Below are 13,242 nucleotides of genomic sequence, written 5' to 3'. Positions count from 1 at the left end.
CACGCCCCGGGTCAGTTGGCGCCCAGGTATGCCCGGTGCAGCGTGTCCGGATTGTCCAGCAGCGGCTGCGCTTCCCCGGTGTAGGTGACCTTGCCGGAAGAAACCACCAGGGCTTCCTGCGCGACCTTCAGCGCCAGGTGGGTGAACTGTTCCACCAGGAGAATCGCCGCGCCCGCCTTGGCGAACTCGGTGACCGCCGGGAGAAGCCTGGTGAAGACCGCGGGAGCCAGGCCCAGCGACATCTCGTCGATGAGCAGGAACTTGGGCTTCGCCGCGAAGGCCCGGCCCAGCACCACCATCTGCTGCTCGCCGCCGGACAGCAGCGCGGCAGGGGAGTTCTTCCGTTTCTCCAGTTCCGGGAAGAGGGCGAGGACCTCGTCCACGCCGGCCGGGGTTTTGGCGGTCAGGCGCAAGTTTTCCAGGACGGTCAGCCCGGCGAAGACCGCCCGTCCTTGTTCCACGTGCGCCAGTCCGAGCCGCGCTCTGGCCACCCGCGAGTGTTTCGTGACGTCCGCGTGTCCAATGTGGATAGTCCCGCTCGCCGCGGGGAGCACGCCGGACAAGGCTTCCAGCAGGCTGGTCTTGCCCGCGCCGTTGGGGCCGACCAGGGCGGTGATCTTGCCTGCTTCCAGCGTCAGGCCGACGTCGGTGATGACCGGGCCCGCCCCGCGCGCGACGGTCAGGTTCTCGATTCGCAGCGTGCTCACAGCATCTCCGTTTCGCCCAGGTAGGCCTTCAGAACCGCCGGATCCGCCAGCACTTCCGCCTGCGGGCCGCTCGCCAGCACCTCGCCGAAATCGAGCACGGTCAGGGTGTCGCAGACCGACCGGACCAGGTCGAGGTCGTGTTCGATGATCAGCACCGAAACGCCGAACCGGGCCGGGACCTGCCGCAACCGTTCGCCGAACGCGACGTGTTCCTCGTGCGGGAGACCCGCCGCCGGTTCGTCCAGGAGCAGCACTTGCGGTTTCGCCATCAGGTGGCCGACGACCTCGACCAGCCGGCGCGCGCCCACGTCGACCCGGTCCAGCGGCGTTGCTGCCGGAGGACAACCGAAGAACTCCAGTGCGGCAGCGACTTCGGCGGCTGGCGGACGACGGCGGGCGACGAAGCGGACGTACGCCTCGATGGTCAGGCCGGAGGGGACGCGGTCTTGCTGGAAGGTGCGCCGCAGGCCGGAACGGGCCCGCTGAGTCGGGTCGCCGGTGAGCGGACGGTCGGCCAGTTCTACGGTTCCTTGGGCTTGTGGAAGGAAGCCGCTGATGGCATCGACCAAAGTGGACTTTCCGGCTCCGTTCGGGCCGATGACGCCGAGAACTCCGCCCTTCGGCACGGCTAAGTCCACTCCGGACAGTGCCTTGACCTGTCCGAAAGTGACGCTCAAGCCGCGGACCACCAGCACCGGCTCGCCCGGTGGCAGTCGCGGAGGTTCCTCGTCCAGCGCGGTGATCTGGACTCCGGCGCTGGCCCTCGAACGGCGCCGCCACAGTTCGCGGATCGCGGTGCCCAGATTGCCGCGTCCGGCCAGGGCCTGGATGCCCAGCAGGCCGAAGATCACGTAGCCCCAGTCCTGCGGGACGCCCCAGCGCTTCAACAGCTCTGGTACGGCAACCCACAGGACCGCGCCGAACACTGCCATGTCAATCAGGTGCGCACCGGACATGATCGCCAGCACGTACAACGCCAGTGACTGCAGCGGAGCGAAGCTGGTCGGGAAGGCGAACCCGACCTGTGCGGTGAGCAGGCCGCCGCTGATGCCGCCGAGAGTGGCGCTGACCGCGAAGGCGGAGAGCTTGGCCGTGCGGACGCTCGCGCCTGCCGCAGCGGTGCCGCGCTCGGAGAACGCGACTGCGGCCCAGCTGCTGCCCCACGGACCGCGCCGGAGGAAGTGCACGAGCAAGGCGCAGACGATCAGGACGATGACGCACAGCAAGAAGTACGCGTTGTCGTCGGCGACCAAGGACGGCCGGTCCACCGAAACGCCTTCGGTGGTGCCGGGGAACTGGATTTCCACCAGGGTGACGTCGGCGGCCGCGGCCAGGCCGAGCGTCACCACCGCCAGGTTGATCCCGCGCAGCCGCAGCGCCGGAAGTCCGATGAGGACACCGACCACGCCCGCCGCGAGACCGCCCAGCAGCAGCCAGAACAGGAAGCCGCCGGGCGCGTGGGCGACGTTGAGCGCGGAGACGACCCACGCGCCGATCGCGCCGAAGGTCAACTGGCACAACGAGATCATGCCCGCGCTGCCGGTCACGACGCCCAGGCCGAGCAAGGCGATGGCGGCTACTACGACGCTCACGCCGAGGTAGGCGAAGTAGCCGTTGAGGCCGACGGTCAGGCCGATGCCGACCAGTACCGCGACCACCGCGACGACCAGTGGGGTTCCGAAGCGGGACACTGCGCCCCGGTCAGCGAGCTGCATCCCACACCTCCTTGCGCTGAGACCACACGAGCAGGCCGACGATGGCCAGGAACGGGACGAAATTCCGCACTACCGAAAGCTGGTCGACCTGCGCGAGCGCGCCCTGCAGCATGCCGAGCACCAGACCGCCGGCGACGGCGAGGTCCAGCCGGCGGAACCCGCCGAGCAGGGCCGCCGCCGCGGCGGGCACGACCAGCATGGACAGCGAGGTCGCGTCGTTCGACTGGGACGGCGCGACGATCACGATGATGACGGTGCTGATCAGGCCGGTGGCGCCCCAGACCGCGGCGCTGAGCCGCTTCGCGGGAATGCCCAGCAGCTCAGCGGTCGTCGGGCGTTCCGACAGCGCGCGCAGTGAGATGCCAACGGGCGTCTTTGTCAGGATCAACCGCGCGGCGAAGGCGATCACCACCGCCAGCGCGACCGTCACGACCGTCACCTGGCTGATCACCACGCCGCCGACGGTGAAGGCCGGACCGGCCAGCAACGCCTGGAACGGCTGCGGTTTGTTGCCGAACAGGATGAACGACAACGAGATCAACAGCAGCAGCACCGCGACCGTCACGGCCGAGCGGGTGCCCGTGCCCGCTTCGGCCAGCCAGGTCGACACGACCCAGCCGATCAGCACGCTGAGCACCCCGCCCAGCAGCACGCCGAGCACCACTGCCAGCCATTCCGGCAGTCCGCCGTGGACGGACAGGGCCACCCCGACGTAACTGCCGAACATGCCGGTGGCCGCCTGGGCGAAGTTGACGACGCGGACCAGCCGCGACATCAGCGTCAGGCACACCGCCAGCACCGCGTAAAGCCCGCCGGCGGCCAGCCCGGCCAGCGCTCCCTGCACCATTGCAGTCTCCTCTGTCCAGAATGGATCGGGCTAGCGCCGCGGGATCCGCAGCCAGTCGGTACCGGCGATCTGCCACCGGTTCGTGCCCGTCGCGAGCTTGACCGGCCAGCCCGCGGTGTTGTCGTGGTGCGTCTGCCCGGGTCCGAACACGTACGGCGTGCCGACCATCGGATCGGAGATCGGTTTCATCTCGCGCAGCGCCTTCGTCACCGATTCCCGCGTGATCTCGCCCTGCATGCCGTTCAGCACCTGCAGGAAGTACTTCGCCGCGAGGTAGCCGCCCTGGCTGAACGACGTCAGCGGAATGTTGTTGCGCGTCATGAGATCCCGCCACTCCTTGGTGCGCGGGCTGGACGGGTCGGTGAACGGGTAGAACTCAGCGGGGACGTAAACTCCCTGGCCCGCTTCGGAAACCGCCTTCGCGTACTGTTCACTGTAGACACTCGTCAGCAGCAGCCAGGTCACATCTTTCCAACCCTGTGCCTGCGCGGCTTTCAGCTGGCCGATCGAGTCGGGCTCGACCGGGTTGACCGTCACCGCTTTGCACCCGGCGGCGCGGGCCTTGACGATGTACGGCGTGTAGTCGGAACCATTGTACGGCACGGTCGCGTCGACGTACTTGAGCTTTTTTCCGGTGATTTTCGACCATTCGTCGATCGCCGCGCGGTAGTACGGCAGCGTGTTCCCGGCGATTTCCAGCAGTGCGCACATGTCTTCCAGGTGCAGCACTTCGGAGCCGTACAGCAGGGTCAGCGTCATGTCGTGGAACGGCCCGACGTTCGCCGGCCCGATGTTCGGGCTGGTGAAGCACGACGGGTCGACGCCGATGCCGGAAATGGACAGGACTTTTTCCTGCTGGTAGTACTTGGCGTTGATCTGGCATTCGATGAGGCTGGACGACCCGACCAGCGCGACCGCTTGATCGCCGCCGACGATTTCGCGGGCGGCGGCCGCCGCGGCGGCGGGGTCGCCCTTGTCGTCGATGGCGTGGTATTCGATCTTGCGCCCGTGCACGCCGCCCGCCGCGTTCGCCGCGTCGAAGACGGCCTTGGCGGCCTGGGAGGATTCCGGGAAGGTGGCGGGTCCGCTCAGCGCGTTGACCGAGCCGACCACGATCGGTCCGTTCGGATCGGCGGTGCCCGCGCAGCCCGCCGCGACCAGCGTGACGAGCACGGCCGCGGCGAGCGCGGGCAGGAACTTTCTCATCATGGCTCGGCTTTCCGGTCCACAGTGACCAGAGGGGGAGGGGAGAGAGAACGGGGGCGGTGCCGGGGGAAGGACCGGCACCGCCGTTTCGCGGGAGATTCAGTCGGTCGCCGCGGCGACCGGGGCGGAATCGACGATCTGCTCGAAGCTCGCGACCTTGTCGCCGTCGAACTTCCACACGTGCGCCACGCGCGCGGTGAACGCCTTGCCGGACTTGCGGTTCGTGCCGGTGTAGGTGCCGAGACCGACGATCGAGTCGCCGGCGTCCAGCAGCGCGGACAGGGTGAACTGGTACCCGTCCCAGTCGCGCGCGATCGCCTCGAAGACGTTGCGCCGCACCTCGTCCGGGCCGGTGTAGGTGCCCGCGTAAGGGAATCCGGCGGCCTCGGTCCAGGTGGTCTCGGGGCCGATCGGGGCGAGCATGCCGTCGAGGTCGCCGCGGTCGCTCGCCTCGTAGTGCGCGGTGATCACGTCCATATTGGACACGGGAAACTCCTTAGACAGGCTGGACGTCGGGGTAGCTGATCGAGCCGAGCGGGTAGATGTGCCCGCCAGCGCGGGAATGCTCGGACCGGCCGTCGCCGGTGATGCCGAGGAAAACGCCGGTGGTGCGCAGGTCGTAGCCGAGGTCGTGCAGCCACACGCTGGCCACCGCGATCCGGAACTCCCGGAAGCAGAACAGGTACAGGCCGTCGGCGAACTTCCAGACGGTGGACATATCAACGTCGCCGTGTCCGCGCTGCACGCCCTCGACGCACTGCCAGCAGTAGCGTTCCGAGGAGAGGTAAACGTGCTCGTACAGGTGGTTCGGGCTGTAGCGGTAGACGTTGCGCTTGCCGATGAGGTCCCGCGACGGACCGGGCACGTCGCCGGTCGGCTCGCCGCCGTCGGTCGTGCCGGCGTGGAAGGTCTGCGAAACCCGCGGCGTGCCTTCGACGTCCTCGTCGCCGATCACCGACCGCACGGTAAGCGCGCGGTGCGTGGTGGTCGAGTAGACGATCGTGAGGGCCTCGCCTTCGACGCTCGTCAGCGGCAGGTTCACGAAGAAGACGTCGGGGCGCACGGCGACCGCGTCGTAGGGGTCTTCGACGCCGTTCAGAGCAAGCCGTTCGCCGTCGAGGAACCGCAGTTCGAGCTTCGCGCCGTCATCCTGCGTGACGGTGAGCTCCCGCCCGGTGAGGTCGGCGTTGGGCAGCCGGTAGGTGTCGATCCCGGCGGCGAACTCGTCGTAGGTGCGCCATTCGTCAGGGGAAGGGTCGGACATGCCCATCATGCTCGCCGCGCCCCGGCCCGGGAGCGAACGTTCATGCGCTGGCGGGCAACTGCCGGACGCTCGCGGTCAATACCAGCGGCTTCGGGGCGGAAACGGCAAACGGCACCCCTGATGGACAGGGGCGCCGTCGGTCGTTGCGAGGGGTCAGCCGCGGGCGCGCAATTCGCTGGGCGACTGCGCGAAGGCGGCTCGGAAGACGCGCGAGAAATGGGCCGCGTCGACAAATCCCCACCGCGCCGCGATCGCCGCGACCGGACGCGCGGCGAGCAACGGATCCCGCAGATCCCGGCGGCAATGCTCCAGCCGACGCTGCCGGATCCACCCCGCCACCGTCGTCCCCTGCTCCTGGAACAACCCGTGCAGATGCCGCGTCGAAATGTAATGCTCCGCCGCGATCTGCGCCGGACCGAGATCGGACCGCGACAGATTCGCGTCGATGTAACTGCGGATCCGCCGCATGAGGTCGTGGTGCGGGTCGGCGGCCGTGCGGTCCAGGTCGAGTTCGGTGGCCAGCATCGTGGTCAGCAGGTCGACCGCGTTGTGCGCCAGCCGCACGCCCACCGGGCTCGTCAGCACGTCCAGATTCCCGCCCAGCTGCGCCAGGAACGGCACCACGACGTTGCCGACCCCCTCGCGGCCGGACATCCGCACCGCGGTGAGCTGACCGACCAGGTCGCGTGGCAGGTCAACCTGCTGCTGCGGGAACATCAGCACCAGCGTCCGGAAATTCTCCTCGAAGACGAGCGAATACGGCCGGTTCGTGTCGTACAGCGCGACGTCGCCGGGCCGCAGCACCGCTTCGCGGCCGTCCTGGGTGAGGATTCCGGTGCCGGCCAGCATGACGCTCAGCTTGTAGCACGGCCGGTCGGCGCGGGCGATGAGTTCCGGCGTGCGCTCGACCGCGTGCGGCGACGCGGTGATCTCGGTGAGCGCGATCTCGCCCGCCTCGTGCGTGCGGAGCCTGCCGTGGAAGCGGTCGCGGTGGTCGGTGCTCACCTGCAGCGGCACGAACGAGCGCAGGACAGCGGACCGGAACTCCGTGAAGTCCTGCGCGACCGTGGTGGGCGTCTGCAAGATTGCCGTCATCATGTCACCTCTCCGTCGAAGTGCCGGTACCGCTGCTGGCGGTCCGTGAAGGGCTCCTTCCGGGAATCAGATTCCCTCAAGGAGCCCTTCACGGACGGAACGCACCTTAGACCTGTTCGCCCAGTTTGAAACCCTGCTCGGCGCCCTCGGCACGGGTGTAGGAGAACCCGTCCGCGCCGATGGTCACGTCCATTTCCTTCGCTTCCGTGCGTTCGACGACCGGCTGGAGCTTGCCGTCGAGGTCGAGCACCCGCGAGGCCTCGGTGTACCAGCTCGGCACCACCGGATTGCCCCACCAGTCGCGGCGCTGGTTGTCGTGCACGTCCCAGCTGATCACCGGGTTGTCCGGGTCGCCGGTGTAATAGTCGTGGGTGTAGATCTCGATCCGGTGCCCGTCCGGGTCACGCACGTACAAATAGAACGCGTTCGACACGCCGTGCCTGCCCGGGCCGCGCTCGATCTGGTCCGATTTCCGCACCGCGCCGAGGTGGTCGCAGATGTGCAGGATCTGGTGCCGCTCGTGGGTCGCGAACGCGATGTGGTGCAGGCGAGGGCCCGCGCCGCCGGTGAGCGCGACGTCGTGCACGGTCGGTTTGCGGAACATCCACGCCGCGTACACGGTGCCCTCGTCGTCCACGATGTCCTCCGACACCCGGAAGCCGAGGCCCTCGTAGTACTTCCGCGCCGCCGGGACGTCCGGCGTGTTCACGTTGAAGTGGTCGAGCCGCGAAAGCGCGCCCGCCCCGTGCACGTCGTAGCGCTGGGTGAAGCGCTCGACGTGTTCGGCCTCGTAGAAGAACTCGATCGGGAAGCCGAGCGGGTCCAGCACGCGCACCGCTTCGCCGATGCCGCGCGTGGTGCCCGCCGGGACGCGGCGCACCTCGACGCCGAGTTCGCGGTAGTACGCCTCAGCGACGTCGAGTTCGCCCTCGCCGCGCACGCGGTAGGCGAGCACGGCCAGCGCCGGTTCCGCGCCCTTGCGCAGGATCAGCGAATGGTGCAGGTATTCCTCGAACGCGCGCAGGTAGATCGCTTCGTCGTCCTCATAGGTCACGACGAGACCGAGAACGTCCACATAGAACTCTCGCGACGCCTTCAGGTCGCTGACGATCAATTCCGCGTACGCGCAGCGGATGACGTCCGGCGGGGTCGTGGTCATGCCTTGTCCTTCCCGGCCCCGAAGCGCGCCGTGTGCACGTCGCCGAGCGTGATGTGCACGGCCTGCTGTTCGGTGTAGAAGTCGATCGAGCGGTAGCCGCCTTCGTGGCCGAGGCCGGACGCCTTGACCCCGCCGAACGGCGTGCGCAGGTCGCGCACGTTGTGCGAGTTCAGCCAGACCATGCCGGCGTCGATGCTCTGCGCGAAGGTGTGCGCGCGGGTGAGATCAGCGGTCCAGACGTAGGCGGCCAGGCCGTACTTGACGTTGTTCGCCAGCTCGAGAGCTTCCTCGTCGGTGTCGTACGGCGTGATCGCCACGACCGGGCCGAAGATCTCCTCCTGGAAGATCCGCGCGTCCGGCTTCACATCGGCGAAGACCGTGGGGGCCACGTAGTTCCCGGTGTCCAAGCCCTCCGGACGGCCGCCGCCGGCGAGCAGTTTTCCTTCCGTCTTCCCGATTTCGATGTAGCTCATCACCTTGTCGAAGTGCTCCGGGTGCACCAGCGCGCCGACCTCGGTGGCCGGGTCGTGCGGGTCGCCGACCACGATGTTGCGGGCGCGTTCGGCGTACCGGGAGCAGAACTCGTCGTAAATCGGGCGCTCGACGAGGATCCGGCTGCCTGCCGTGCAGCGTTCGCCGTTGAGCGAGAAGACGCCGAACAGCGTGGAGTCGAGTGCGGCTTCGAAGTCCGCGTCGGCGAACACGACGGCGGGGGACTTGCCGCCCAGTTCCATCGACATGCCCTTGAGGCCGGGCGCGCAGTTGCGGAAGATCGTTTCGCCGGTGGTGGTTTCGCCGGTGAACGAGATCAGCCGGACGTCGGGGTGCTTGACCAGCGCGTCGCCCGCTTCCTCGCCGAGGCCGTGGACGAGGTTGAACACCCCGTCCGGCACGCCGGCCTCGCGGAAGATGTCCGCCCACAGGCTCGCCGACAGCGGCGTGAACTCGGCGGGCTTGAGCACCACGGTGCAGCCGGACGCCAGCGCCGGCGCGAGCTTCCAGCTCTCCAGCATGAACGGCGTGTTCCACGGCGTGATCAGCCCGGCGACGCCGACCGGCTTGCGGTTGACGTAGTTGACCTGCTTGCCGGGCACCTTGTAGGTGTCGTCGGCCTGCGCGACGATCAGGTCGGCGAAGAACCGGAAGTTCTCCGCGGCGCGCTGCGCCTGGCCGAGCGCCTGCTTGATCGGCAGGCCGGTGTCGAAGGTTTCCAGCTCGGCCAGCTGCTTGTCGCGGCTCTCGACGAGATCGGCGATCTTGTTGAGGATCCGGGCGCGCTGGCGCGGCAACATTTTCGGCCACGGGCCGTGGTCGAACGCCTCTTTCGCCGCGGCGACGGCGAGGTCGATGTCCTCGGCCTTGCCCGCCGCTGCCGTCATATACGGCTTGTTCGTGACCGGGTCGAGCACCTCGAAGGTCTCGCCCGAGACGCTGTCGGCCGGCGCGCCGCCGATGTAGTGGCGGATGTGCTCCGGCAGATTCTCCGGCACGTAGTGCGCGGTCATGGTCACTTTCCTTCCACGGTGAAGCCGTCGACGGGCGAAAGGTACTGCTCGCCCTGGCGCATCAGTTCGGTGATCCGGGCGAGGCCCGGTTCGGTCGGGGTGATCAGCGGCGGGCGCACGAAGCCGGACCGGATGAGGCCGCGCTGCTCCAGCACCCACTTGCCGGGGGCCGGGTTGGTCTCGACGAACAGCAGGTCGACCAGCGGGTGCAGGCCGTAGTGGATCTCGCGGGCGCGGTCGAAGTCGCCCTCGGTCCACGCGCGGTACATCTCGGCGCTGGCCGCCGGGGCGATGTTCGCGGTGGCGCTCACGAATCCGGCGCCACCGAGGGAAAGCAGCGGCAGGCACAGCAGTTCGATGCCCGACCAGACGAGCAATTCCTTGCCGCACAAGTGAAGTACGCGGGAGAAGTGCTCGAAGTCCTTGGTGGTCTCCTTGATCCCGACGAAGTTGTCGAAGTCGCGGAACAGCCGCGCGACCGTCTCCGGCGCGAGGTCGACCGACGTCCGGCTCGGCACGTTGTAGGCGACGATCGGCAGGTCCGGGAATTCCTTCGCGACCGTGGCATACCACTGGTAGAGCGCTTCCTGGGTGGGCCGCGCGTAGTACGGGGTGATGATCAGCGCGGCGTCGATGCCCGCGTCGCGTGCCTCGGCGGTCAGCTCCAGCGTCTCGTCGAGCTTCGCCGAACCGGTGCCGGGCATGAACGGCACCTTGTCGTCCACCGCCTTGGCGACCGTGCGGATCGTTTCCGCGCGCTCGGCCACCGTCATCGCGCCGGGCTCGCCGGTCGAGCCGCCGATCGAAACGCCGTGCGAACCGGACGCGAGCTGCCAGTTCACCAGGTTGGTCAGGCTCTCGTGGTCGACGGCGCCGTCGGCGGTGAACGGGGTCATCAGCGGCGCGATCGAGCCGGTGATGGCGTTCGGGGTGCTGCGGAACCTCATGGGGCGGGGTCCTTCCTAGGGAGCTTCGGCGGGCGGGGCGGCCCGCCGGTCGAGGTAGGCGTCGAGGGTGGCGGTGCGGTGCCGGCGCGCGGCCAGTTCGAGTTCCAGCGGGTCGGCGTTCTGCTCGATCAGCACCAGCAGCTGTTCGTGTTCCTTGACGGATTCGTGCGCGCGGCCCGGGACGAAGCTGAACGTCGAATCGCGCAGCGACGCCAGCCGGTGCCAGCCGCGGTGCACGAGGTCGAGCACGTGCGGGTTGGGGCAGGGTTCGAAGAGGACAGAGTGGAACTCTTGGTTCAGCTCGGTGAACCGGTGCGGTTCGAAGTTTTCCAGCGACAGGCGCATCTGCTCGTTGACCGCGCGCGCCCGTGCGATGTCCTCAGTGGACAGTTTCGGCGCGGACAGCGAGGTGGCGAAACCTTCTACCAGGGCAAGGGTCTGCATGGTGTGCTCGTACGCGGTCTCGTCGACCATCACGACCTGCGCGCCGACGTTCCGCTCGAACGTCACCAGCCCTTCGGCCTCGAGCAGCCGGATCGCTTCGCGCACCGGGACGACGCTGACGTCCAGTTCCTTGGCGATCTGCCCCAGCACCAGCCGATAGCCGGGACCGAAGGTCCGGTCCGCGATCCGGTCCTTGATCCAGCGGTACGCGCGCTGGGATTTGCTCTCGCCTGCTACGGGCGCCACTGGGCGTACCTGGCCTTCCAGTGGTCGTTCATCGGGTACAGGCCGTCGACGCTCTCGCCGTTCGCGACCTGTTCCGCAATAAACGTTTCCTGGCGTTCCTGCTCGATCGCCGCGTCCGCGATTTTCTCCACCATGTGCGGCGGAATCACGAGAACGCCGTCGGAATCGCCGACAATTACGTCGCCCGGCTGCACTGTCGCGCCGCCACAGGCGATGGTGATGTCGACGTCCCAGGGAACGTGGCGGCGGCCGAGCACTGCCGGATGCGGACCGGAGTGGTAGGTCGGAATGTCCAGCGCCGCCACCGCCGCGAGGTCGCGCACGCCGCCGTCGGTGACGATTCCCGCCGCTCCGCGGACCTGCGCGCGCAGGGCGAGGATGTCGCCGATCGTGCCGGTTCCCTTTTCGCCGCGGGCTTCCATGACCAGGACGTCGCCGGGATTGAGGCTGTCGATGGCGCGTTTCTGTGCGTTGAAACCGCCGCCGTGGGATTTGAACAGGTCCTCGCGGAAGGGCACGTAACGGAGCGTCCTCGCGCGGCCGATGAGTTTCGTATCCGGGCGGGTGGAGCCGAGGCCGTCGATGGAGACGTGGTTGTAGCCGTTCTTGCGCAGTTGGGCCGAAAGCGTTGCCGTGCCTACGCTGGTGAGCTTGGTCTTGAGTTCCTCGGTGAGCACGAACTCGGCCGGGAGTCCCGCGGATTCCCGGTCGCCGTAGGCTTGTTCGCGCTGGTTGTCGTCGATTTTGGGCTGAGCGCTGAACTCCGGGAGCGGTGTGGTGCCCTCAATGACCGGCGTGACGAGCCGCCCGGTGCTTTTCGCGCCGTAGCTGACCTCGACCTCGACCGTGTCGCCCGGCTTGACGACGGACGATCCGGCCGGGGTCCCGGTGAGGATGACGTCGCCGGGTTCGAGCGTGCTCAGCTGGGAGAGATCGGCGACGAGCGTGCCGAAGTCGAAGATGAGGTCCTCGGTGGTGTCGTCCTGGACGATTTCGCCGTTGACCCAGGTGCGGACGCGGAGTTTCGCGGGATCCACCTCCGCGGCGGGGATCGTCGCTGGGCCGAGGGGCGTGAAGCCGTCGCCGCCCTTGGAGCGGAGGTTGGAGCCGCCGTCAGCGTGCCGCAGATCGTATACGCCGAAGTCGTTGGCGGCGGTGATGCTCTCGACGTGGTCCCAGCCTTGGTCGGGGGTGACGCGCCGGGCTTGCTTGCCGATGATGAGCGCGATTTCGCCCTCGAAAGCAAGGAGTTCGGTGCCCGCCGGGCGTTCGATCGGAGTGCCGGAGGTGCTGATCGAGGTCGTCGGCTTGACGAAGTACGAGGGCTTCGCCGGGGTCCTCCCGCGCTGCTTCGCGCGGGACGGATAGTTCAAATGAAGCGCAATAACCTTGCCCGGCCGCTCCGGCGGGGTAGTGCTAGATGCGGGACTCATGGGGGTTGACCTGCCCGGATGTCGTCGGGAGAGGAAGATATCTCAAAAGATATACGATCCTGGCGGGTCGGGGCAAGGGGTCGGGCGACTGGCGGTTCCCGGCGGGCGGTGGCCGAGATGAGCGGGCTGGCCGACGGAAGGACGACCGGCGATGCGGTTCCGGAGGCGGGTCTGCGGGGTGAGGTGGCGGGCGTGGCTTGGCGGGTCCGCTGGCGGGCACGACCGCAGTGGTGTGGCTCCGAGAGGCGGGGCCGGGGCGGCGGTCGTGAGCGCGGCCAGGATGCGGCTCCGGAAGCGGGACTGCGGCGGCGAGGCGGGTGGCGGGCGAGGCGTGGCGGGTCCGCTCGTGAGCAGCTCTGCGGCGATGTGCCGACTTGCCCCGAGTCCCGAGTCCCGAGCCCCGAGCCCCGAGAGCAGTGATGCGGTTCGGCGAGTCTTCCCGTGCGGTGGCGACCGGCGTGTCTTGCCCGCGGCGGCGTGTCGCGGCGAGGCGGCCATGGCGGGCGGTGCGGCGGCGGCGAGGAGGATGCCGAGGGCGGGGAGGTGCGGGTGCGTGGTCCGGCGGGGTGCGTCGGTGTGGGGCCTCGTGAGTGCCCAAGCCGGTTAGAACCGGCCTAGGCACTCACGAGGCTTTCTCGGCGGGGGCGGGTCCGGAAAGCTCCGGCTCGCCCGAA

The 13,242-nt window shown here is 68.5% G+C and carries 12 protein-coding genes; all 12 read right to left on the bottom strand.

The window, feature by feature from the left end; all coding sequences use genetic code 11:
- Window positions 1-11 precede the first annotated feature (11 nt).
- On the bottom strand, window positions 12-707 hold the full coding sequence (locus tag CU254_RS29620; RefSeq protein ID WP_009082012.1) for an ABC transporter ATP-binding protein: 696 nt from the start codon (window positions 705-707) through the stop codon (window positions 12-14).
- Window positions 704-2,422 (bottom strand): ATP-binding cassette domain-containing protein, encoded by a 1,719-nt coding sequence (locus tag CU254_RS29615; RefSeq protein ID WP_009082010.1) that lies wholly within the window; start codon window positions 2,420-2,422, stop codon window positions 704-706. The genes CU254_RS29620 and CU254_RS29615 overlap by 4 nt, the downstream gene beginning before the upstream one ends.
- Window positions 2,409-3,269 carry a branched-chain amino acid ABC transporter permease gene (locus CU254_RS29610; RefSeq protein WP_009082008.1) on the bottom strand — a complete coding sequence of 287 codons (861 nt, stop codon included), beginning with the start codon at window positions 3,267-3,269 and terminating at the stop codon, window positions 2,409-2,411. The genes CU254_RS29615 and CU254_RS29610 overlap by 14 nt, the downstream gene beginning before the upstream one ends.
- 30 nt (window positions 3,270-3,299) lie before the next feature.
- Entirely contained in the window at window positions 3,300-4,478 is a 1,179-nt protein-coding gene (locus tag CU254_RS29605; RefSeq protein WP_199786018.1) for an ABC transporter substrate-binding protein, read from the bottom strand.
- Window positions 4,479-4,574: 96 nt separating this feature from the next.
- Window positions 4,575-4,961: a nuclear transport factor 2 family protein gene (locus CU254_RS29600; protein WP_009082004.1), complete on the bottom strand. Its 387-nt coding sequence runs from the start codon at window positions 4,959-4,961 to the stop codon at window positions 4,575-4,577.
- A 10-nt stretch (window positions 4,962-4,971) separates the two neighbouring features.
- Entirely contained in the window at window positions 4,972-5,739 is a 768-nt protein-coding gene (locus CU254_RS29595; RefSeq protein WP_037718194.1) for a MoaF C-terminal domain-containing protein, read from the bottom strand.
- A gap of 153 nt (window positions 5,740-5,892) precedes the next feature.
- On the bottom strand, window positions 5,893-6,834 hold the full coding sequence (locus CU254_RS29590; protein WP_009082000.1) for a helix-turn-helix domain-containing protein: 942 nt from the start codon (window positions 6,832-6,834) through the stop codon (window positions 5,893-5,895).
- A gap of 106 nt (window positions 6,835-6,940) precedes the next feature.
- A complete protein-coding gene (hpaD, locus tag CU254_RS29585; protein ID WP_009081999.1) occupies window positions 6,941-7,993 on the bottom strand; it encodes a 3,4-dihydroxyphenylacetate 2,3-dioxygenase in 1,053 nt (350 codons plus the stop codon).
- On the bottom strand, window positions 7,990-9,498 hold the full coding sequence (gene hpaE / locus CU254_RS29580) for a 5-carboxymethyl-2-hydroxymuconate semialdehyde dehydrogenase (protein ID WP_037715208.1): 1,509 nt from the start codon (window positions 9,496-9,498) through the stop codon (window positions 7,990-7,992). Before hpaE ends, hpaD begins: the two co-directional genes overlap by 4 nt.
- Window positions 9,499-9,500: 2 nt before the next feature.
- Window positions 9,501-10,445: a 4-hydroxy-tetrahydrodipicolinate synthase gene (gene dapA / locus CU254_RS29575; protein WP_009081995.1), complete on the bottom strand. Its 945-nt coding sequence runs from the start codon at window positions 10,443-10,445 to the stop codon at window positions 9,501-9,503.
- 15 nt (window positions 10,446-10,460) lie between these two features.
- On the bottom strand, window positions 10,461-11,135 hold the full coding sequence (locus CU254_RS29570) for a GntR family transcriptional regulator (RefSeq protein ID WP_037715206.1): 675 nt from the start codon (window positions 11,133-11,135) through the stop codon (window positions 10,461-10,463).
- On the bottom strand, window positions 11,123-12,568 hold the full coding sequence (locus CU254_RS29565; RefSeq protein ID WP_009081990.1) for a fumarylacetoacetate hydrolase family protein: 1,446 nt from the start codon (window positions 12,566-12,568) through the stop codon (window positions 11,123-11,125). Before CU254_RS29565 ends, CU254_RS29570 begins: the two co-directional genes overlap by 13 nt.
- Window positions 12,569-13,242: the final 674 nt, after the last annotated feature.

Source organism: Amycolatopsis sp. AA4, assembly GCF_002796545.1.
Taxonomy (GTDB): Bacteria; Actinomycetota; Actinomycetes; order Mycobacteriales; family Pseudonocardiaceae; genus Amycolatopsis.
This window is presented reverse-complemented; position numbering and strand designations above follow the sequence as displayed.